This is a genomic window from Micromonospora sp. WMMD1082, assembly GCF_029626175.1.
Classification (GTDB): Bacteria; Actinomycetota; Actinomycetes; order Mycobacteriales; family Micromonosporaceae; genus Micromonospora.
Window position 1 is genome coordinate 1,029,936 of the sequence record NZ_JARUBM010000002.1, and the last position, 22,078, is coordinate 1,052,013.

16 protein-coding genes are annotated in these 22,078 nt (G+C 73.5%); 8 read left to right on the forward strand and 8 right to left on the reverse strand.

Annotated elements, in window-relative coordinates; all coding sequences use genetic code 11:
• The first annotated feature begins 110 nt into the window (after positions 1–110).
• On the forward strand, positions 111–5,045 hold the full coding sequence (locus tag O7615_RS04925; RefSeq protein WP_278176081.1) for a permease: 4,935 nt from the start codon (positions 111–113) through the stop codon (positions 5,043–5,045).
• 28 nt (positions 5,046–5,073) lie between these two features.
• Here the strand turns inward: O7615_RS04925 and purE are convergent, their stop codons facing one another.
• The 3 genes from purE to O7615_RS04940 are packed head-to-tail and all read right to left on the reverse strand — an operon-like array spanning position 5,074 to position 8,885.
• Positions 5,074–5,565, reverse strand: a complete 492-nt coding sequence (gene purE / locus O7615_RS04930) for a 5-(carboxyamino)imidazole ribonucleotide mutase (RefSeq protein WP_278176082.1) — start codon at positions 5,563–5,565, stop codon at positions 5,074–5,076.
• Positions 5,566–5,615: 50 nt separating this feature from the next.
• Positions 5,616–6,794 (reverse strand): 5-(carboxyamino)imidazole ribonucleotide synthase, encoded by a 1,179-nt coding sequence (locus tag O7615_RS04935; RefSeq protein WP_278176083.1) that lies wholly within the window; start codon positions 6,792–6,794, stop codon positions 5,616–5,618.
• A gap of 51 nt (positions 6,795–6,845) precedes the next feature.
• Positions 6,846–8,885: a thioredoxin domain-containing protein gene (locus O7615_RS04940; protein WP_278176084.1), complete on the reverse strand. Its 2,040-nt coding sequence runs from the start codon at positions 8,883–8,885 to the stop codon at positions 6,846–6,848.
• 231 nt (positions 8,886–9,116) lie between these two features.
• Between O7615_RS04940 and O7615_RS04945 the strand changes: the two genes are divergently transcribed.
• From O7615_RS04945 to O7615_RS04965, 5 genes are all read left to right on the forward strand, one after another.
• The gene (locus O7615_RS04945; RefSeq protein ID WP_278176085.1) at positions 9,117–10,790 is read left to right on the forward strand and encodes a hypothetical protein; all 1,674 of its coding nucleotides are present in this window, start codon (positions 9,117–9,119) and stop codon (positions 10,788–10,790) included.
• The gene (locus O7615_RS04950) at positions 10,787–11,701 is read left to right on the forward strand and encodes a hypothetical protein (RefSeq protein WP_278176087.1); all 915 of its coding nucleotides are present in this window, start codon (positions 10,787–10,789) and stop codon (positions 11,699–11,701) included. Before O7615_RS04945 ends, O7615_RS04950 begins: the two co-directional genes overlap by 4 nt.
• Positions 11,698–12,528 carry a DUF5919 domain-containing protein gene (locus tag O7615_RS04955; protein WP_278176088.1) on the forward strand — a complete coding sequence of 277 codons (831 nt, stop codon included), beginning with the start codon at positions 11,698–11,700 and terminating at the stop codon, positions 12,526–12,528. The genes O7615_RS04950 and O7615_RS04955 overlap by 4 nt, the downstream gene beginning before the upstream one ends.
• 47 nt (positions 12,529–12,575) lie before the next feature.
• A complete protein-coding gene (locus tag O7615_RS04960; protein ID WP_278176089.1) occupies positions 12,576–13,280 on the forward strand; it encodes an NUDIX domain-containing protein in 705 nt (234 codons plus the stop codon).
• A gap of 134 nt (positions 13,281–13,414) precedes the next feature.
• On the forward strand, positions 13,415–14,446 hold the full coding sequence (locus O7615_RS04965; protein ID WP_278176090.1) for a phosphatidylinositol-specific phospholipase C domain-containing protein: 1,032 nt from the start codon (positions 13,415–13,417) through the stop codon (positions 14,444–14,446).
• Positions 14,447–14,609: 163 nt separating this feature from the next.
• On the opposite strand, the gene O7615_RS04970 is transcribed toward O7615_RS04965, so the two are convergent.
• From O7615_RS04970 to mca, 3 genes are all read right to left on the reverse strand, one after another.
• Positions 14,610–17,087 (reverse strand): bifunctional diguanylate cyclase/phosphodiesterase, encoded by a 2,478-nt coding sequence (locus tag O7615_RS04970; RefSeq protein ID WP_278181972.1) that lies wholly within the window; start codon positions 17,085–17,087, stop codon positions 14,610–14,612.
• 241 nt (positions 17,088–17,328) lie between these two features.
• Positions 17,329–17,625, reverse strand: a complete 297-nt coding sequence (locus tag O7615_RS04975; protein WP_278176092.1) for a hypothetical protein — start codon at positions 17,623–17,625, stop codon at positions 17,329–17,331.
• 48 nt (positions 17,626–17,673) lie between these two features.
• Entirely contained in the window at positions 17,674–18,555 is an 882-nt protein-coding gene (mca, locus tag O7615_RS04980) for a mycothiol conjugate amidase Mca (protein WP_278176093.1), read from the reverse strand.
• A gap of 224 nt (positions 18,556–18,779) precedes the next feature.
• Between mca and O7615_RS04985 the strand changes: the two genes are divergently transcribed.
• Both O7615_RS04985 and greA read left to right on the forward strand, forming a co-directional pair.
• Positions 18,780–19,214: a DUF4307 domain-containing protein gene (locus tag O7615_RS04985; protein ID WP_278176094.1), complete on the forward strand. Its 435-nt coding sequence runs from the start codon at positions 18,780–18,782 to the stop codon at positions 19,212–19,214.
• 154 nt (positions 19,215–19,368) lie between these two features.
• Complete coding sequence (gene greA, locus O7615_RS04990) at positions 19,369–19,866, forward strand: transcription elongation factor GreA (RefSeq protein WP_164446063.1); 498 nt, start codon at positions 19,369–19,371, stop codon at positions 19,864–19,866.
• Positions 19,867–19,902: 36 nt separating this feature from the next.
• On the opposite strand, the gene ilvA is transcribed toward greA, so the two are convergent.
• Positions 19,903–21,123 (reverse strand): threonine ammonia-lyase, encoded by a 1,221-nt coding sequence (ilvA, locus tag O7615_RS04995; protein ID WP_278176095.1) that lies wholly within the window; start codon positions 21,121–21,123, stop codon positions 19,903–19,905.
• Positions 21,120–22,073 (reverse strand): DUF4328 domain-containing protein, encoded by a 954-nt coding sequence (locus tag O7615_RS05000; protein WP_278176096.1) that lies wholly within the window; start codon positions 22,071–22,073, stop codon positions 21,120–21,122. The genes ilvA and O7615_RS05000 overlap by 4 nt, the downstream gene beginning before the upstream one ends.
• Between the last annotated feature and the right edge of the window lie 5 nt (positions 22,074–22,078).

Here is a 22,078-nt window from a genome sequence, read left to right on the forward strand (position 1 = left end):
GGGGTGACCTGGCCCAGTCTGGTGAGTGACCCGCCGACGGTGGTCGAATTCCGGGGCTGCATTGGGCATGCTGCGACAGTGGAAATCCACACTGCGGGTGGAGGGGTGTCGTGGCGACCTTTCAGTGCTCCTCGTGCGACCGGGAGATCAAGCCGGCCGTCCGCTGCCCGCACTGCGGCGCCCATCAGCCACAGTGGTCCGAGCACCTGGCGGAGATCGAGCGGTCCATCGCGGAGATGAAGGCCCGCGAGGCCGCCATCGCCAGCGAACAGCGGCAACTCGCCTCCAAGATGCAGGCCGCACTCTTCCAGCGGGACACCCTCGCGCACGCCGGTAACGCCGGCGAGGACCGTACCGGCCAGGCCGCCCGGCCCCGCCGGGTGCTGCGCCGCCGATCGCCGCGCCGCCCGTCGGGCGACGGCACCGCCGCACCGCGTCGCCCGGCGGCCGGCAACGCACCACCGCCACCACCACCGCCTCGGGTGCCCCGGCAGGGCGCCACCATCGACGCGGACGATCCCGTACCACCCGTCTGGCTGGACGCCGACGACCCGGAGCACCCGCCGGAGGCCTCCTCACGGGAGGTGCAGAACATCCCGCTCGGCCTCGGCGCGCTGTTGCTCGGTGTCGCCGCGGTGGTCTTCGCCGTGGTCGCCACCAGCTCGATGGACGCGCTGACCCGCCTCGGCATCCTGCTGCTCGCGACCGTGCTCATGCTGCTCGCGCCGCCGGTGCTGGTCCGACGCGGGCTGACCTCCACCGCCGAGACCATCTCCGCGGTGGGCCTGCTCCTGGTGCCCCTCGCGGGGTACGCGTTGTGGACCGTGGACCGGATCGGCAACGGCGCCGCCTCCGGTGCGGTCTTCGCCGGGGTGATCTTCGCGGTGACCGCCGCCGTCTCCGTCGCCTACGCGGGGTGGACCAGGCTGCGGGCACCCCGGTTCGCCACCGTACTGGCCGCGCAGCCGGTGGTGCCGCTGCTGGCATACGACCGGATCACCGGCCCGGCCGGCTGGGCGCTGGTGCTGACGGTGGTGGCCCTGCTCGACCTGTGGCTGGCCCGCTCCCCGGTCACCGTGGAACAGCCGCTCACCGAGGTCCCGACCGCGCCCGCCCGGACGAACGCGCCCCGGCAACGGCAGGCCGAGGGGAGGCCCGAGGCCGCGCCGGAGGAGTCCGGCGAGTTGCTGGACCTCACTCCGGGGACCGCGGCGGTGCCGCCGAGCCGACCGGTGCCGGGGCTGCGGGAACTGACCTGGGCGCTGCACGGCGTGGCGGTCGCGGTCGCCCTGGCGTACGCGGTGACCGCCCTGCTGCGGACCACCACCGTGACGGACGCGACCGGCGCCGGGCTGGTGCTGCTCCTCGCCGCCGCCGTCTGCCTGGCCGGCACGCTGATGCTCCGCCGCCCACCCCTGCCCGACCTGGGCGCGGGCGTGCTCACCCTCGCCGTGATCGGCGCCCTGGGCCGGATCGCCTCGGTGGCGCTGCCCGGCCGCGCGCTGCTGCTGATCGCGGCCGTCATCACGGTCACCGGTCTCGCGGTACGTGCGGTACCCGAGTCCGCCCGCCGCGGCCCACAGCTGGCCTCCGCGGTGGCGCTCACGGTCAGCGGAGTGGTGGTCGCCGGCAGCGCCCTGCGCGCCGGGCTCGCCCCGGTACAGGCGGCGCTGCCGGCCTGGGCGGCGGATCTCGACCGGTACCCGGCCGAACTGGCCGCCGCGGTGGGACCGGCCGCCGGGCAGCTCGCCGCCAGCGCCTTCCTGCTGACCGTGGCCGCGGTGCTGGCCCTGCCACCGGAGATCCGCCGCGAGTTCGCGGTGACCGGCGCCGCGCTGACCGCACTCGCCGTACCGGCCTCCTTCGGGTTGGCCTGGACGTGGGCGCCGTGGCCGATGGTGCTGGCCGCGATCGGCATCGGCGCGACCGGACTGTCCGCCCGCACCGCCCGGGCCGCGCTGGCGCACGCGGTCGCCGCCGCCGTCGTCGGCCTGGCCGGTGCCGGCGCATCCCTGACCCGTCCGGCGTTGACCGCCGCCGTGCTGCTCAGCATCGTCGTGGCCGGCGCGCTGATCGCCGCCGCCCCCCGGATCCGGCTCGCCCCGGCGCCGGCGGACACGGTCTCGGCCTGGGCCGCCGGCGGCGCCGCCTTCGCGCTGCCCGGAGCGGTGGCCGCCTTCGTCGCCGCCACCCTGCCGGTCGACGCCACGCCGACCCCGGCGAGCCTGCGCGAGGCGACCGTGCCGGTGCTGGCGGCCAGCTTCCTCGCCGTCTGCGTCACCCTCGGTTACGCCGCGATCGTGCAGGTGTCGCAACGCCAGATCCCGGTACCGCTGTCGGTGGGTACCGGCCTCGGTGCGCTGGCGGTGGCCGCTGCCGCGTTCGGCGCACCGGGCGCCACCGTGGCCGACGCCTGGGTCGGCGCGCTGCTGCTGGTCTCTGCGGTGCTGCTCTTCCTGGCCCCCTCGATCGACACCGGCCGCCGCTCCGACCTGACCCTGGACGGCTCCGACCTGGCGGCCGCCGCGGTGACCGCCGCGCTGGTCGCCACCCTGCTGCGGATCGGCGCGGTGCTCGCGCCGGGCGGGCAGCTCGCCGTCGCCGCCGCCCTGGTCCTGCTGGTCGCCGTGGCGGCACGGGCGATGCCCGAGCAGTGGCGGCGCGGACCGGTCCTCGGTCTCACGGTCGGCGGCGTGCTGATCGGGCTGCTGGCCGGCTGGATGGCCCTGCGCGGAGGCGTCGGGGTGCTGGCCACCCCCGGCCCCATCTGGAACGGTGATCTCAGCGGCTGGCCGGCCGCACCGACCGGCGGCGCCACCTGGCAGGGCCCGATCGCCCTGGCGCTGCTCGCGGTCGCCGCGGGCATCCTGCTGCCCCCGCCCTGGCGCTACGACGTGGCCGGCGTGGCGGTCGTGCTCGCCACCATCGGCGCTCCCGCCGCGTTCGACCTCTCGTGGTGGTCGCCGGTCCTGATCGGTGGCATGGTCGCCACGATCTTCGGGATGGCCGCGGTCGCCTCGTTCGACCCCCGGGCGGCGCTGTCCCGGATCACGGTGGCCGGGGTGGTCGCGCTGCACGCGGCCGGCGCCGGCCTGGTGCGGCCGTGGACCACCGCGCTGGCCCTGGGCAGCATCGTGTTGATCGGTGCGGTGGTCGCGGCGCTGGCCCGGAACATGGCCGTACCGCTCGTCGAGGACATCGACGCGGACGGGATGCCACCGCACCTGGCGCAGATCGGCGGTGCGGCGGTCGGTGCGGCGTTGCTGGCGCTGCCGGGTGCCACGGCCGCCCTCGCCGCCGAGTTCGGCCACTCGCCCCAGGTGGTGCTGACCGCCGGCCTGGCCGCGTCCAGCCTCGGCCTGGCCGCGGTGGCGACGGCCCGCCGGCAGGTGCCGCAGTACCTGCCCTGGGCCAGTGCCGGGGTGGTCGGCGGCGCGACCGTGACCGCGCTCGCCGCCCTACTCGTCCACCTGCCGGTCGGCGTCTACGCCGCGGCGGCGGCCCTACTCGGTGTGCTCGCCGAACTGGTCCGGGCGGCCACCGAGCCGCCAGCCGGCGCGGCCCAGCCGGTCCGCCGGTGGTCGGTGCTGCTGGACGGGGCGCTGCGCCGGCTGCCGGACGATGCCGGGCGCCGCCGGTGGCGGGTGAGCCCGGCCGCCGGGACGCTGGCCGCCGCCGCCCTGCCGACCATTCTGGCGCTGGTCTCCATCACCCCGGCACTGGTGGCGGCGCTGATCCATCCGCACCGCACGCTCGCCAGCGTCTGGCAGGGGCCACCACCGGAGCTGCTCACCCCGCCACCGGCCGCGGCCAACCCGACCCACGTGCTCACCGCGCTGCTGCTCACCGCGACGGCGGCCCTGGCGGCCATCGGGTTCAGCGCCGGTCGCCGGTCCCGGGCCGTGCCGGTGGTCCTGCCCGGCGCCGCCGTGACCCTGCTAATCGCCCCGATCGCGCTGGGCGGCGGCTGGCCGGCGAGCACCCTCTCCGCGCTGGCCGTGTTCACCATCTCGATGTTGGGGCTGGCGCTGACGCCACCCCCGCCCCTGGTGGAGCCGGCCCGCTCCCTGCGGCTGGCCCGCGTACTCGTCTTCGTGATCGGGCTGGCGGCCGGCGGCGCGGGCCTCGCCGGCAGCCTCGCCACCCGGGAGCTGACCCTGTTCACCCTCGGCGGTGCGGTCGGGGTCGGCCTGGCGGCGGCGCTGCACGGCATCACCTCCCGGGCCCGCCTCCTCGGCTGGCTGTTCGCCTCGCTGATGGCGCAGCTGTTCGTGCTCACCGCCGGCCTGGTCGCCGGGCTCGCCGCGGTCTCGTCGGCGTTCGGGGTGCTGGCGGTCGGCGCGGCGTTGCAGGTCTTCGCCGCCACCCTGCCCCGGCTACGCCGCCCGGAGGCACAACGCGAGGCGGCGACCGTGGAATGGAGCGGACACGCCGCCGCGCTGATCGCCCTGGCGCTGGCCTTCGACTCGCCCCGGCACATCGCCGCGCTGCTCGCCGCCTGGGGCGCGGTCCTGGGTCTCGCGGCGACCCGACCCGGTCGCCGGCCGGTGGAGCGACGCATCCTGTTCTGGGCGGTGGTGATCTGCGAGATCACCGCCTGGTGGATCCTGATGTGGGTCGCCGACGTGGCACTGCCCGAGGCGTACACGCTGCCGTTCGCCGCGCTGGCGTTGCTGGTCGGCGTGCTGGAGCTGCGCCAGCGGCCCGACCTGAGCAGCTGGGTGGCGTACGGGCCGGCGCTGATCGCCGCCTTCGTGCCGACCCTGGCGATCGTGCTGGCCACCGATTCGAGCACCCTTCGTCAGGTGCTCCTGCTGCTCGGCGCGGTCGCCGTGCTGGTCTTCGGTTCGATGAGCCAGCAGCAGGCCCCGGTCATCGTCGGCGCGGTGGTCACCGCCATCGCGGCGGTGCACGCGCTGTTCAGCCTCGGACCGTGGCTGGCGCTGATCCCGGTCGGCTTCCTGCTGCTAATCCTCGGCGCCAGCAACGAGCGCCGCCGCCGCGCCCAGGAACGCCTCCAGACCGCCCTGCGCGGCATGCGCTGAGGCGCAGGGGTGGCCGCCAGCGCCCGGCTCAGGCCAGGGAGGCGCGCAGCGCCGCGTCCTTCTCCGCGACCAGTTGCTCCAGGTCCGCCTGGTACGCCGACATCCGGTCGAGCAGGGTGCGGTCGGCGGCGGCCAGGATACGGACGGCGAGCAGCCCGGCGTTGCGGGCGTTGCCGATCGACACGGTGGCCACCGGCACGCCGGCCGGCATCTGCACGATGGACAGCAGCGAGTCCATGCCGTCAAGGTGCGTCAACGGCACCGGCACGCCGATCACCGGCAGCGGCGTCACCGAGGCGACCATGCCGGGCAGCGCCGCCGCCCCACCGGCCCCGGCGATGATCACCTTGAGGCCACGGTCGGCGGCGGCCCGGCCGTAGTCGATCATCTTCACCGGCGTACGGTGCGCGGAGACCACCTCCACGTCGTACGGCACCTCGAACTCGGCGAGCACCTCAGCGGCGGCCTTCATGGTCGGCCAGTCCGAGTCGCTGCCCATGATCACACCAACGGTGCTCACCCGGTCTCCTCCTTCGTTCGCCACTGCGGCTCGCACCGGCTCGCTCGCCCTCATTCGCCGTGGCGCAGCCAGCGGACCGCCCGGGCGGCGCGGGCGCGTACCTCGTCCAGCTCGTCGCCGAGCACCGTGACGTGGCCGATCTTGCGACCGGAGCGCAGCTGCTTGCCGTACAGGTGCACCCGGGCGGTGGGCTCGGCGGCGAAGAGGTGGTGCAGCCGTTCGTCGAGCGGCATGCCGCCCGGCTCGCCACCGAGCACGTTGGCCATCACCACCACCGGCGCGGTCAGCGAGGTGTCGCCCATCGGGTAGTCCAGCACCGCCCGCAGGTGCTGCTCGAACTGCGACGTCCGGGCGCCCTCGATGGTCCAGTGCCCGGAGTTGTGCGGGCGCATCGCCAGCTCGTTGACCACGACCCGGCTGCCGCCCGGCGCCGTCGGGTCGGCCACCTCGAACAGCTCCACCGCCAGCAGGCCCACCACACCGAGCGCGGTGGCCAGGTCGATGGCGAGCTGCTGCGCGGAGACCGCCAACTCCTCCGGCAGGCCGGGCGCGGGTGCCAGCACCTCGACACAGATCCCGTCCCGCTGCACCGTCTCCACCACCGGGTAGACCGCGACCTGGCCGAACGGCGAGCGCGCCACCTGCACGGCCAGTTCCCGGCGCAGCGCCACCCGCTCCTCGACGATGAGCGTCGTACCGCCGGCGAGCAGCGTCCGGACCAGGTCGTCGGCGTGTGCGGCGTCGGTGACCGGCCAGACCCCCCGCCCGTCGTACCCGCCACGGGCCGCCTTGAGCACGACCGGCCAGCCCACCTCGTCACCGAAGCCGACCAGGTCGGCGGGGACCGCCACGGGCCGCCACCTCGGGTTCGGCGCGCCCAGCGCACCGAGCCGCTCCCGCATCACCTGCTTGTCCTGCGCGTGCACCAGGGCATCGGCGGGCGGGAACAGCTTCACCCCCTCGTCGGTCAGCGCGCGGATGTGCTCGGTCGGGACGTGCTCGTGGTCGAAGGTGACCACGTCGCAGCCCTTGGCGAAGGTGCGCAGCGCGGCGAGGTCGGTGTGGTCGCCGTACTGGACGTCGGCGGCGACCAGGGCCGCGCCGTCGTCCGGCGTGAGCGCGAGCACACGCAGCGACTGGCCGAGGGAGATGGCGGCCTGGTGGGTCATCCGGGCCAGTTGGCCGCCGCCCACCATGCCGACAACAGGCAGACCGATACGGGAGTCCATAGCGGCGCCAGCCTATCCGGGCCGGTCACGGCGTCCACCGGCGGATCCGGCTCAGCTCAGCTGCGCCACCAGCTCCTCGACGCCGGTGACCGGCCGCTGACAGACGAAACCCCGGCAGACGTACGCGGCGGCCCGCTCGCCGAGCAGCGGCCGGCCGGCCAGCAGCGGCACCCCCGGCTGGTCCGGGCGGCCCGCCACGATCACCGCCCCGGGCGGGGCGTGCCGGTGCGCCGCCGCGACCAGCGGGTCACCGGCCGGGTCACCGGTGGCCACCGCGATCTCGTACGGCCCGGAGAGCAGCGCCTCGCCCACGGTCGCCGCGTACCCGGTGAACCGGGCGTGCCGGCCGACGATCGGCGCGACGGTCGACAGGGCTGCCTCGGCGGCCTCCCGGTAACGGTTCTCGCCGGTCAGCGCCGCGTACGCGACCAGGGCGGCGGCGATCGCGGACCGGCCCGAGGGAGTGGCGTTGTCCGTCGGATCGGCCGGCCGGGCCACCAACTGCTCCGCGTCGTCGGCGGTGTCGTAGAACGCGCCGCCGGGCGCGGCGAAGTGCACCAGGGCGGCGTCGAGCAGCCGGCCGGCCAGCTCCAGCCACCGGCCCTCGCCGGTGACCTGGTGCATGGCGCAGAACGCCTCGGCCACGCAGCCGTAGTCTTCGAGCACGCCGGCCGGCTCGCCGACCCGGCCGTCCCGGGACGCGCGACGCAGCCGCCCGTCCACCACGTGCACCCGGGCGAGGTACTCGGCGGTGTCCCGCATCGCCCCGTCGGCGACGATGGTCACCCCCTCCAGCAGATTCGCCTCCCCCTCGGTGCCGATCCGGCCGGTGGTCTCGACGAGCCGGACGAACTCGGCGATGGCGGTGATCGCGAGCCCGTTCCAGGCGGCCACCACCTTGTCGTCGCGCGCCGGCTGGGGCCGGGTGTCCCGGGCGGCGAGCAGCCGGCTGACGACGTCCTGCCAGCGCCCCCGCACGGCCGGGTCGGCGTCGTCCACGTCCCGGGCCAGCCGCAACACGCTCGTGCCCCGTTCAAAGGTGCCGGATTCGGTGACGGCGAACAGGTCGGCGGCCCAGCGGCCGTCCTCCTCGCCCAGCACCTCGACCAGCTGGGCCGGGGTCCAGGCGTAGGTGAGCCCCTCGACGCCCTCGGTGTCCGCGTCCAGCGCGGAGGCGAATCCCTGGCCGGGGCGGTGCAGCTCGTCGGCGAGGAACCGGGCGATGTCCCGGGCCACCCGCAGCGCCAGCGCGTCGCCGGTGAGGCGCCACAGCTGGGTGTAGACCCGCAGCAGCAGGGCGTTGTCGTAGAGCATCTTCTCGAAGTGCGGCACGGTCCAGTGCGCGTCCACGGAGTACCGGGCGAAGCCCCCGGCGAGCTGGTCGTGGATGCCGCCCCGGGCCATCGCCTCGCAGGTGTGCCGGACGATCTCCAGGCTCCGGGCCGAGCCGGTGCGCTGGTGGTGCCGCAGCAGGAAGAGCAGGTTCATGTGCGGCGGGAACTTCGGCGCGCCGCCGAACCCGCCGTTGGTCTCGTCGTACTCACCGGCCAGCTGGTCGGCGGCGGCGTCGAGCAGCTCGGCGGTGAGCGGGGCGGTCGGGCCGCCGACGGCCTGGGCGCCACCGATCGCCTCCACCACCGCGGCGCCCTGGCGCAGCACGGCGTCACGCTGGTCCCGCCACGCGGTGCCGACCGACTGGAGCAGCCGGACGAAGTTCTGGCGGGGGAAGTACGTCCCGCAGAAGAAGGGGGTGCCCTCCGGCGTGGCGAAGACGGTCATCGGCCAGCCGCCCTGGCCGGTCATCGCCTGGGTGGCGGTCATGTAGACGGCGTCGACGTCGGGGCGTTCCTCGCGGTCCACCTTGATCGAGACGAAGCCGTCGTTCAGCAGCTCGCCGACCGTCTCGTCCTCGAACGACTCGTGCGCCATCACGTGGCACCAGTGGCAGGCCGCGTAGCCGACCGAGATGAGCACCGGGACGTCCCGCCGTTTCGCCTCGGCGAACGCCTCGTCGCACCAGGGCCACCAGTCCACCGGGTTGTCGGCGTGCTGGAGGAGGTACGGGCTGGTGGCGTCCGCGAGTCGGTTCACCCGACGACCATATCCAGCACCCCGCGCGGCGGCATGTCCTCCTTCGAGAGAGCGCCGGGGCCAACTAATCGTCCCATTGACATGAAGTGTGCGGACGCCGTACCGTCACTTATCGTCTAACTAACACAAAGAGTGTCGCCACGCGGTCGACGACGACCACGGGGCGGCCCGCCCCTCCCCCAGATCACCCCCACGGGCCCCTCCGGCTCACGACCGCCTGGACGGAACGCCATGACCAACGCCAACACCAGCGTGCGCCCGGCATCGCCGCCCGCCTCACTGCCGCCCGCCGCCTCCAACGCCACCCGGCACCTGTGCGCCGGGGCATACCTCGACGAGCAGTTCCAGCGCACCAGCCTGAACGAGGTCTACCACCAGGAGGGCCGCCTGGTTGCCCCGTCGTACGGCTTCGACCTGGTCGCCGTGCTCGGGCACTGCCTGCAGGCCCGCCGCCTCGTCACCATCAGGGACGCGGTGATTCTCGGCGTCCTCGTCGTCAGCGCCTGCGCGGCGCCGCTCGCGTTCGGCTTCGCCCTCACCGCGCTGGTGACGCTCTACCTGATCACCTCGACCGTGCGGCTCATCCAGGACACCGTGCGAGAACTGCGCCAGGGAAGCCGCGCCAGCGCGGGCCTCATCGTCGGGCGCACCGCGCTCGTCCTACTCCGCTTCCTGATCGCCGGGGTCCTGCTCCTGTTGCTCGGGCCGATCGTGTTCGCCGCCTCTCTCGGCACGGTGGCCGCCATGCAGTCCGGCGGCCGCGACCCCAGCCTGGCCGCGTTCAGCCTGCACCCGAGCGTGATGCTGATGGTCCTCCTGCTGGTGCTCGCCCCGCCGGTGGTGGCGAACCTGGTCCGGCAGAGCCGGCTGGACACGTTCGCTCCCGGCCGGATGCCCACCCCACCGGCCCGGTCGCACCGCTTCGACGACATCCGGCGGCAGGAGACCGGCAACACCATCGTCTACTCCGGATACCGGCCCTTCGTCGGCGCCGGCTACCTCTGGAAGAGCTGGGGGCTCGCGCAGCGGCTGGTCCGCGCCGGCAGCCCGCTGAAGGGCCTGGCCCCGGAGGGCGAGCGGGAGTTCGCCAGTGCGCCGTTCACCGCCGCCGAGTTGGTCGGCCACCTACGCGACGAACTGACCACCTTGACCACGGAGCAGGCTCCGGAGCGCCGACTGCCCGGCCTCACCGTCGACGACCGGGTCTTCCTCGCCGGCACCAAGACCGCCCAGCTCATCCCGTACACCCCGCCCGAGCACGTGGCGGAGATCCTCCGTAACCCCACCGCGCCCGCCCGGCACTACCTGGTCTGCCAGGTCGTCTCCTGGCGGGGTGAGTTGGTCACCACCGTCCACGTGCACGTCGCGGTGCAGGGCAAGTCGCTCTACATCGAGTTCACCTCGACGGCGCTGCCGCCCTGCGACGACCGCTACCGGGTGGTCGACCAGGTCGGCGGCACGGGTCGGGAGGCATACCTGCGGGCCACCGTACGCGGCCTGCTCGACGCTCCGACCACCATCGGCCAGGCCCCGATCAACCTGATCCGGGCCGGCGTGAACGCGGTGTTGAACTCCAACTGGACAAAGGCCGACCGGCAGGTGCGTGCCGGCTACGACTACGGGGCGACGGTGAGCGTCCGGGAACTCGGCACGGCCCCGGACACCCGCAACCACATCCAGACCCAGGAGATCGACAAGTACCAGCGGATCATCGAGCGACGATTGCTCGCCGCCGTGCTCGACTTCCTCGACGGCCGAGGCGTGGACACCACCGAGTACCGCCAACGGGCGCTGACCGTCCTCAACGCGGGCGCGGTGGTCACCAACGGCTCGCTGACGGTGCACGGTGACGTGAACGCCACCCAGACCCTCAGCGCTGCCGTCAATCCCGGAGGAGACCGATGAACAGCCATCCGGCCACGAACACCGGCATGGTGGTCAGCGGGGGCACCGTCTCGGTCGGCGGGAGCGTCAATGCCGAGCAGCACATCCATCCCCGCACCGCCCCGGCCGCGCCCGACGCCGACCGGGCCGCCGGCCGGCGGGCCGACGTAGCCGTCCTCACCGTCCTCCGGGAGGAGATGGCCGCGGTGGTCGAGGTGCTCAGCCGGGCATCGGGGCACCGAGTGGAGCAGGCGTACGGGGGCGCGGCGGTGCACTGGGCCACCATCGCCGCCGAGGGTGGACCACTGCGGGTGGTCGCCGCCCAGACCCTCGAACCGGGTACGCACTCCGCCCTGCTCGCCTATCGGGACCTGCGCCAACGCTTCGCCCCGCCGCTCGTCCTGCTGGTGGGCATCGCCGGCGCGGTACGAGCCGACCTGGAGATCGGCGACGTGGTCCTCGCCGACGAGGTGATCTGGTACGACAGTCGCCGGGAGACCGAGAACGGCCCCCAGCGCCGCGGCCGGATCCAGGCGACGGCGCCCGTGCTCCGGCGCCGGGTCAACGACTTCCTGGTCCGGCACGGCACGGTCGTCCGCCCCGAGCCCGGGCGGGGTTTCCTGATCCACCGTGGTCCGATCGGCTCGGGCAACGCCGTGGTGACCGATGCCGGCTCGGACATCCGGTCCTGGCTGGTCGGGGTACATGAGAAGGTGCTCGCGGTGGAGACCGAGGCCGGCGGACTCGCCCAGGGGTTCTACGAGGAGATCGCCGGGGCGCAGCCCGCGCGGGGCTGGATGACCATCCGGGGCATTTCGGACCGCGCGGACCGGCACAAGGGACACCGCGACCATGAGCTGGCGGCCCGGCACGCCGCGCTGGTCCTGGAGCGGCTCCTGCCCTACCTACGGCTGGTCGTGGACGAGCCGTGAGCCACGCCGACGCCCGACGCCCGACGTGCGGCCGGCTCCGGCCGGCGGCGCTGCTCCGCCGGCTGACCGCCGGGGAGTTGGAGGCGTACCTCGTCTCCGGGACGGCGTTGGCCGTCGGCCTGCTCGGCCTGCTCGACGTGACCGGATCCGACGTGGTGGCCGCAGTGACCCTCGCCGTCCTCGGTGTCATCACCTTCGAGCTGCTGACCGGCCGCCGACGGTTGCGGCGGATCGAGTCCGCGCTGCGGGCGGTGGCCGGCAGCCTCCGTGCGGACGAGGTCAGCTCGGTGGACCGGCTGCTCACCGCCGCCGTCCCCGGCGGGGCGGCGGCGATGGCCGGCGCGCGGGACATCCGGCTGCTCGGGGTGAGCCTGAACCGGACGATCCGCAACCACCTGGACGAGCTGCGGAAACAGCTGGCCGCAGGGGCGACCGTCCGGGTGGCGCTCATCGACCCGACCAGTGCCGCGCCGCAGGAGGCGGCCCGCCGCAACGGGCTCGACGCGGTGGGCGGGGGCAACGTGTTCGCGCATCGGGTCCAGCCCACCATCGACCTGCTGGACTACCTCTCCGCCGAGACCGCCGGCACCGGGCGGCTGGAGGTCCGGCTGCTCCGCTTCGTGCCGGCATTCGGCATGCTGCTGATCGATCCCGAGGAGCCGAGCGGGCAGATATCCGTCGACATCTACTCGCACCGGCCGGACGGACGCGAGGCGACCATCACGCTGCGTGCGGAACGGGATCCGACCTGGTATCGGCACTTCGCCCAGGAGTTCGAGCGCGTCTGGGCCAGCGGCACGGTCCGGAACGAGCCGACTCTCACCTGATCGGGATGCCTGAGCGGGCCATGGGGGATGCGGCTACCCTTCCGGATGTGCCGCACCAGCCGACCGCCTTCCGGATCGCCATCGACCTGGCGGTCCTCACGATCCGTGACGGGCACCTTGCGGTCTTGCTGATCGAACGAGGACAGCCACCGTTCGAGGGCAGGGTCGCGCTGCCCGGTGGGTTCGTCCGGGCGGGCGAAGACCTGGACGACACCGCGGTACGCGAACTCTCCGAGGAGACCGGGCTGGACGGCCGCACCCTCCACCTGGAACAGGTCCGGACGTACGCCACGCCGGGGCGGGATCCGCGTGGCGCGGTCGCCTCCGTCGCGTACCTGGCCATCGCTCCGGATCTGCCGATGCCGATGGCGGGCACCGACGCGGCGCGCGCCCGGTGGGAGCCGGTCGACCACGATCGGCTGAGCCACGGCTGGCTCGCCTTCGACCACGACATCATCCTGCGGGACGCGCTCGAACGCGCCCGGGCCAAGCTCGAGTACTCGCCACTGGCCACCGCCTTCTGCGCAGAGACCTTCACCATCGGCGAGCTACGCGCCGTCTACGAGGCCGTCTGGCAGGTACGCCTCGACCCGCGCAACTTCCACCGCAAGGTCACCGGCGTGAGTGGCTTCGTGGTGCCCACCGGGGCGCAGCGCAATCCGCCCACCGGCCGCCCGGCCGCGTTGTACCGGCGCGGAAACGCGACCCTGCTGCACCCGGCGATGCTGCGGCCGGACAACGGTCGGCAGTAGACAGCCCGCTCGGCATCGCACCACGGCATCACACCACGGCGCCCACCGGACGCCTCCCCCCGTTCACGTCGATCGACTTTCATCTGTGCATGCCCGGGCGAACCAGCGCCCGGCCGTCCCCTCAGGAGGCATGCATGCGCGGATCCCGTACCTGGTCGGTGCTCGCGGCGGTCACACTGACCACGACCCTGCTCGCCACCGGCTCTCCCGCCATGGCGGTTGACCCGGACGCCCGGATCTCGGCCACCACCGGCGTCGGCACCCACAACGCGTACGAGCGGGCCACCTACACCTACCTCGCGCAGTCGCTCGACGCCCGGCCCGGCCTGATCGAGCTGGACGTCTGGCCGGACATCCTCACCCGGCAGTGGCGGGTCAGCCACTCCAACCCGCTCGGCAACGACAACAACTGCGTGGCCGCCACCAGCGCCGCCCAGCTCTACACCGGCACCCGGAACCGGAACCTGGAGCACTGCCTGGACAACATCCGGCTCTGGCTGACCGCGCACCCGGACGCCGGGCCGCTACTGCTCAAGATCGAGCTGAAGACGGGGTTCAGCGCCCGCACCGGCCAGGGCCCGACGCAGCTCGACGCGGTCCTCGCCGCCCGACTCGGCGACCGTCTCTTCACCCCGGCGCAGCTGCGTGGCGGGCACGCCAGCCTGGACGCCGCCGCTCGCGCGAACGCCTGGCCGACCCGCCGACAGCTCGCCGGGAAGGTGATCGTCTACCTCATCCCGGGCACCGTGGAGCACGGCAACCCGACCGACACGCTCCGGACCGACGTGGAGTACGCCCGACACCTGGTCGCACTGGACTCGGCCGGCACCCTCGATACCGCGAAGGCGTTCCCGGCCGTACACCGGGCACGAACCGGCGACCCGCGCACCCAGTACGCCGAGACCAACCTGCGCCCCTGGTTCGTCATCTTCGACGGCGACGCCACCGCGTACGTCACCGGCGGCATCGACACCGCCTGGTACTCGACCAACCACTACCTGCTGGTGATGACCGACGCGCACAAGGTCCCGCCCGCCATCGGCAACACCGACCCGGACGCCGCCCTCGCCCGCCTCACCGAGCTGGCCGCCCGCCACGCCACCATCGCCTCCGCCGACTGGGCCCCCCTCCCCCAGGTAATCCCCCAAACCCTCCCCCGCGCCTAACCCCCACCCACCCCCACCCCCTCCCCACCCCTCACCCCTCACCCCACCCGATCGCCCCGGTGATCATGAAGTTGTTACCACGACACGCCGGTCGGGGTGACAACAACTTCATGATCAACCCGGGCTGGGGTGAGGGTGAGGTGGGGGACGCGGGAGGGTGGGGTTAGGAGGCGCCGTCGGCGCGGAGGGGGAGGACGTTGGTGGGGACCTGGCGGGCCAGGGAGTTGAGGACGGCGGCGATCTTGTCGGCGGGCATCGGCTTGAAGAAGTGGTAGCCCTGGGCGGCGTTGCAGCCCAGCTCGGCCAGCGCGGAACGCTGCGCGGCCGTCTCCACCCCCTCGGCCACCACCCGCAGGCCCAGCTCGTGGGCCAACCCCACGGTGGTACGCACGATGGCCGCCGCCTCGGGTGAATCCGCCATCCGGAGCACGAAGGACCGGTCCACCTTCAACTCGTCCACCGCGATCCGGGTGAGGAACGTCAGCGACGAGAAGCCGGTGCCGAAGTCGTCCACCGCCAGCTGCACGCCCATCGACCGCAGCGTGGTGAGCACCTGGTCGATGACTTCGAGCTCGCTCATCACCACCGTCTCGGTGATCTCCAGGACCAGCCGGTCCGCCGGCACCTGGTGCCGGCGCAGCGCCTCGGCGATCTCCGCCGGCAGCCGCGGATCCAGCAGGCTGCGGGCGGAGAGGTTCACCGAGATGGGGATGTCCAGACCCTCCCGGGCCCAGCCGGCGGCGACCGAGAGCGCCTTGTCCAGCACGTACCGGGTAAAGGTGCCGAGCTGGTCGCTGTTCTCCACCGGCCGGATGAAGTCGGCCGGCCCGAGCCAGCCCCGACGCGGGTGCCGCCAGCGGATCAACGCCTCCACGCCGGTCGGCGCCCCGGTGGCCAGGTCCACGGCCGGCTGCAACACCAGCACCAGTTGGTCATCGGCCTGCAACGCCTCGCGCAGCTCCGCGAGCAGGGCCAGCTGGTCGGTGCTGGCCGCGTCCCGCGAACTGTCGTACGACGCCACGCTGCCGCCACCGGACTTCGCCTGGTACATCGCGATGTCGGCGCGGCGCAGCAGCTCGGTCAGGTCGGCGGTACCGGCCGGGGCCACCACCACCCCGACGGAGACCTCGACGGACATCCGCACCCCGGCCACCTCCGTCGGCGCGGCCAGCCGCTCGGCGATGTCCCGGGCCTGGCGCAGCGCGTACGCCATCGGGGCGGCGCGATCGCCGACCACCGGGACCGACGTCAGCAGCAGCGCGAACTCGTCGCCGCCGAGCCGGGCCAGCAGGTCACCGGAGCGCGCCAGGGTGCCCAGCCGATTCGCGGTCAACCGCAGCAGCTGGTCGCCGGCGGCGTGCCCGAGCGTGTCGTTGACGTCCTTGAACTGGTCGATGTCGAGCAGCAGCAGGGCAACGGGGTGGTCGTGGGCCAGCTGCCGCAGCGCCTGATCGCCCCTGCCGAGCATGGCCGCCCGGTTGGCCAGGCCGGTCAGCGGGTCGTGCACCGCCTCGTACGACGAGCGGGCGTTGACCAGTCGTAGCTCCCGGTGGGTGGCCGCATCGTGCAGGGCGGCGGCCAGGGCGTCGGCGAACGCGGCGTGGGCGTCGCGCTCCCGGCCGATGGGCCCGGCCGTGCGGGGGAACCGCACCCGTAGCCGGCCGACCCGCGTCTCGCCCACCGACAGGTCGCGGACCAGTTCCCCCGGTTCGGGCTCGTGGTCGCCCGGAGGCGCGATCTCCCGGTCGACCACCTGACCGCCGGGGTCACCCCGGTAGCGGCGCCACCGTCCGTCGCCCCGGGCCACCTCCACGTCGACCATCTCCGCCTCGAAGAGCGAGAGGGCGCCGGTGACACCCGCGGTGGCCACGCCGCGCTCGTCGAGTTGGTTCAGTGCGGCCGTCGCCTCGGCGAAGGACCGCCAGGTCCGCCGCTCCCGGTCCTCGCGCAGCCGCTGCCGATAGGTCTGCTGGAACAGCCACAGCGGGGCGGGCAGCAGCAGGAGCCAGCGCGGGTCGATCTCGACCAGCGCCACCACCAGCAGGCCGACCACCACGTTGCCGACGAACATCAGCAGCTTGCCGCGCAGCGCGGCGAGCAGCGGGCGCCCGATCGGCATCCCGTGCCGCAGCGCCAGCATCATCCCGCCCAGCCAGGCACTCGCCAGCAGGTAGGCGACCGCACCGGCGACCGCCGCGAGCGCGAGCGACGGGGTCGGGCTGGCCAGCATCGGCTGGCCCAGGGCGGTGGTGACCGCCACCGCGAGCGCGGTGGCGGCGGTCTGTGTCCCGGCGATGCGGACCACGTCCCACGTCGATCGGCCGTCGTCCACCACCGAGAGCGCCGTCCAGGCGAGCGTCACGCCGATCAGCGCGGCGGCGGGCAGCCAACCGGGTGGTGCCAGGTAGAGGCAGACGATCAGCGCCGCCTCACCCCAGGTCACACTGACCACGCCGGCGGCGGCGCGGAACCGCAGCCGGGCGAGCTGCGCCACGGCGAACAGGGCAACCGCGATGCCGAACCGGGCCAGCCCGCCGGCCGGGCCGAGGGGATCGTCGGCGGGCAGCCTGACGGGCAGGCTCAGCCCCACCACCGCGGCGACCAATGCGGTGGCCACGACGGCGGCGGTGAGCAGGTGCAGCCCGAGCGGTGTCCCACGGCCCGCGGACCGGTCGAGCGGATGACCGGCCCTGCCGGAGGTCACCGACCCCCTCCCGCCGACCGGGGGCAGGCCACGCGGAGGGCGGACACGACTGCGGTGGTCATCGGCGCCCCCTCCCGCGCACAGCTTGAGGACTTCTGGTCCTCCGGCGGAAGGCTAAGCCAATCCCGATGGTCGCAACAGGGGTCGACCATCCGGTTCGACGTGAATCATGCCCCGATCAGCCCTCGCGGCGCTGCTGACGCTGGTTGGGCAGGTCCTCGGATGAATCAGCTCTCACGGTCCCATCTGTCGGATCACTGACCGACTGATGCACCGGATCCGGATCTGCCGCGGCGGGCTCCTGACCGGGGAAACGGTCGGGCAGCCGGCGCAGTCGGGCGTTCATGTTGCGGATCAGCAGCACGGTCGCCGTGCCGAGGACCAGGATGAGGAACAGGCCCGTGGGCCCGGCCAGGCCACCCGTGCGGGTGTCCCCGAAGTTGTTCTGGGCGAGCACCTGGACAGCGGTCAGCATGGGTTTCCTCCGGGTCGCGGTGTGCGACCAGGGTAGCCCGCCACCAACTCAGCGGGCATGGGCCGTCTCCCGTACGCCGGCGAACAGGTCGGACTCGGGCAGCGGACTGTCGACCATCGACCGGACCAGCTGGTAATCCTCCGTCGGCCAGGCGCGCTGCTGCAGCTCCATCGGCACCTGGAACCAGAAGCCGTCCGGGTCCACCTGGGTGGCGTGCGCCCGCAGCGCGTCGTCCCGGACGGGGAAGTATTCCGCGCACTCGACCCGGGTGGTGATCCGCGGGCCCTTGTCCGGCCGATCCTCCCAGCGTTCCAGCCACTCTCCGTACGGCGACTCGACGCCGGTGGCGAGGATGGCCTCGTGCAGCGCCAGGACCTTGCCCTTGGAGAAGCCGACATCGTAGTAGAGCTTCAGCGGTTGCCAGGGCTCCCCCAGCTCCGGGTACTGCCCGGCGTCGCCGGCCGCGTCGAAGGCCGCCACGCTGACCTTGTGGCACATGATGTGATCGGGGTGCGGGTAGCCGCCCTCCTCGTCGTACGTGGTGACCACGTGCGGGCGGAACTCGCGCATCAGCCGCACCAGCGGGCCGGCGGCCACCGCGACGTCCTGCAGGGCGAAACAGCCCTCGGGTAGCGGCGGCAGCGGATCACCCTCGGGCAGGCCGGAGTCGACGAAGCCCAGCCACGCCTGCTCGATGCCGAGGATGGCCCGCGCGGCGTCCATCTCGGCCCGACGGATCTCGGCGATGTTCGCCCACACGTCGGGTCGGTCGAGCTTGGGGTTGAGCACGCTGCCACGCTCGCCGCCCGTACAGGTCACGACCAGCACGTCCACCCCCTCGGCGACGTACTTCGCCGTCGTCGCGGCGCCCTTGCTCGACTCGTCGTCGGGGTGCGCGTGCACGGCCATGAGTCGAAGTTGCTCTGCCAAAGGTCGGCGCTCCTCGTCTCTGCCCACCGGTGAGCCCACCCCGGGCCCACCGTCGACCTGCCGGAATCCTCCCCGTTGCGGTGCCAGACCGCGCCGGCCTGTCATATTTGACACCAGCCGCATGTCGCCGCTGGGCCAGACGTGCCACCGAGTCGGACAGGAATGGCGGACCTCTGCCATTCTTGCCGATGCCGCTGACAACAACGCCAGGGAGATACCCGCCGGTGACCGAGACGCACGCCACACTTGGACCGCACGCGCCGGTCTTCCCGCCCGGCCGGTACGGCCGCCGCCGGGCACCGCGACGCCGCCGCCCGGTGTTGGCCGCGCTGCTGGTGGTCGCCGTGGTCGCGACCCTCACCGTCGTCTCGGTCCGGCTCTACCGGCAGTACGGCGATCCGGCGTACGACGCCCAGGTCATCAGCTACGGGGACATCACGGACAGTGAGGTGGTGATCGACTTCCGGGTGAACCTGCCCGACGGCGGTGCGGCGGTGTGCGTGCTGCGTGCCCGGGACCACGCCGGTGCCGAGGTGGCCCGCGAGGAGGTGCCGGTGAGCGCCGTCGAGGGGCAGCGGCACGTCACCGTCCGGCACCGCCTCGTCACCAGCGCGCGACCCTTCATCGGTGAGGTCGTCCGCTGCCGGCCGGCCACCTGAGCGCCCTCTGACGCAGGGCTGGCCGCCCGAGGGTCGACCGCTGCGACCGTGCCCATCGATGCACCCGACGTGATCGCCGACACTGCTTGTCGTAGGGCACTGGTAACTTGGAGGTTCACCTGTCAGCCAGCACGCACACCGAGGAGGACCGCCTGTGTCCAATGGCAACGAGGCGCCCGCCACCTGGCTGTCCCAGGACGCGTACGACCGTCTGAAGGGCGAGCTCGATGAGTTGATCGCCAACCGGCCGGTCATCGCCGCCGAGATCAACGCGCGGCGCGAGGAAGGCGACCTGCGCGAGAACGGCGGCTACCATGCCGCCCGCGAGGAGCAGGGCAAGGCCGAGGGGCGCATCCTCTATCTGAAGGAGCTGCTCCGCACGGCCCAGGTCGGCGAGGCGCCGACCGTCGACGCCGTGGCACCCGGGATGGTCGTGACGATCTACTTCGACGACGACGCCGACGACACAGAGACCTTCCTGCTCGGCTCGCGCGAGATCGCCTCCACCACGGACCTGACGGTCTACAGCCCCGAGTCGGCCCTCGGCCAGGCGATCCTGGGCGGCAAGGCCGGCCAGGCCTGCACCTACACCGCGCCCAGCGGCGCGGACATCAAGGTGACGGTGGTCAGCTTCGAGCCGTTCTCCGGCTGAGTGCACCTCGCGCCGGAGGCGTGACGCCGTACGGTGTCATGCCTCCGGCGCGATCGTCACCTGATAACCACTGGCCCGCAGGGCACTGATGAGCGTGTCGGAGTGCTCGACACCCCGGGTCTCCACCGACAGCGCCACCTCGACCTCGCCGAGGCGCAGGTGCGGGTTGGCCCGCTGGTGCACCACGTCGACCACGTTCGCCCGATGCTCGGCGATCTCACTCAGCAGCGAGGCCAACTGCCCCGGGCGGTCCGAGCAGCGCACCGTCACCCGCAGGTAGCGCCCGGCCGCCGCCAGGCCGTGCTCGATCACCCGCAGCATCAGCAGCGGGTCGATGTTGCCGCCGGAGAGCACGGCCACCACCGGCGCCTTCACCTGGACGGTGCCGGCCAGCAGCGCCGCCACCCCGACCGCGCCGGCCGGCTCCACCACCTGCTTGCCACGTTCCAGCAGCATGAGCAGCGCCCGGGAGATGTCCTCCTCGGAGACGGTGACGACCTCGTCGACGAGCTTGCGGACATGGGTGAAGGTGACATCGCCCGGCCGACCGACCGCGATGCCGTCCGCGATGGTGGCGAAGGCGGGCAGCCGGACCGGCTCGCCCGCGACCAGCGACGGCGGGAAGGCCGCCGCGCCGGCCGCCTGCACCCCGATCACCCGCACGTCCGGCCGGAGCGCCTTGGCGGCCACCGCCAGCCCGGAGATCAGTCCTCCCCCACCGACCCCGGTGACGATCGTGGTGACCTCGGGGCACTGCTCCAGGATCTCCAGCGCCACCGTGCCCTGCCCGGCGATCACGTCCCGGTGGTCGAAGGGGTGGATCAGCACCGCACCGGTCCGCTCGGCGAACGTCTGCGCCGCGACCAGCGACTCGTCCACCGTGGCGCCGATCAGCTCGACCTGCGCGCCGTACCCTTTGGTGGCCGCGACCTTGGGCAGCGGCGCGTTCACCGGCATGAAGACGGTGGCGTGGGTACCGACCAACCCCGCGGCGAGCGCCACGCCCTGCGCGTGGTTGCCGGCGCTGGCCGCGACCACCCCCCGGGCACGTTCCTCCGCCGACAGCCGGGAGATCCGCACGTACGCGCCGCGCACCTTGTACGACCCCGCCCGCTGAAGGTTCTCGCACTTGAGCCAGACCGGCCCGCCGAGGGTGGCGCTGAGCGGGCGGGAGGGCTCCAGCGGGGTGGTGCGGATGACCCCGGCGAGCAGCTTCCGCGCCGCTCGCACGTCGTCCAGGCTGACCAGTTCCGTCATGCTCCGATCGTGCCACCCGCCCCACCCGGCTCCGGCGGCGCCTGGACCGGAGCCGCCGGCGCGGGCGACGCGGCCGGAGCGGGCGACGCGGGCGACGCGGCCGGAGCGGGCGACGCGGGCGACGCCTGGACCTGAGCGGGCGGCGCGGCCGGCGCGGCCACGGTCATCCCGGGCAGGATCGGACCGGTGGGCATGGCCCGCACGATCCGGGCGGTCTGCGCGGCGGAGATGCGGTGGATCAGCACGATCAGCGACGCCGCGGCCGCCACGCAGAACAGCGCGGGCACGAGGTACGCCCCGGTGTTCGAGGCGTAGTGGTCGGCGTACGCCTGGAAGTCGGCCGCGGTCTGCGGGTACGGGAGCGCGTCGAACTCGGCGGTGGTGGAACGCGCGATGAACCGCTCCGCGAAGAGGAACAACAGCCAGGAGCCCCACCACAGGTGGACCAGCGTCGGGGTGCTCAGCCGCCAGAGGCTCTCCCGGGCGATGTTGGCCATCACCCGGTGGGGCAGCACGAGGTTGACGAACGGCACCAGCCATCCGGCGATCGCCCAACCGGCGGAGTGGGTCGGCCCGGCGCCCGGAAAGGCGTCCAGGTTCTTCCGGGCCCGCCAGGTCCACACGATGACGAGCACGACGGCGACCAGCAACGCCACCTGGTACAGCAGCGCCACCCCCAACTCCAGCAGCCCCGCGCTCAGCAGGAAGGCCTCGCCGTCCGCGGCGTCGGCCGCCCGCCCGGCGAGCAGCGCGTTGACCGGCTGGACCGCCACCGTGAACAGCAGGAACACGGTGGTCGCGGCCACCGCGACCGAGGCGGCACGGCCGACGCTCCGGACCGGACGGACCCGGGCGCCCGGGTGCAGGACGGGCGAACCCACCGGCGTACGGCAGGTGGGGCACTCCCTGGTGCGTACGTCGGTGTCGGTGTCACAGGTGTGGCAGCGCATGTCGA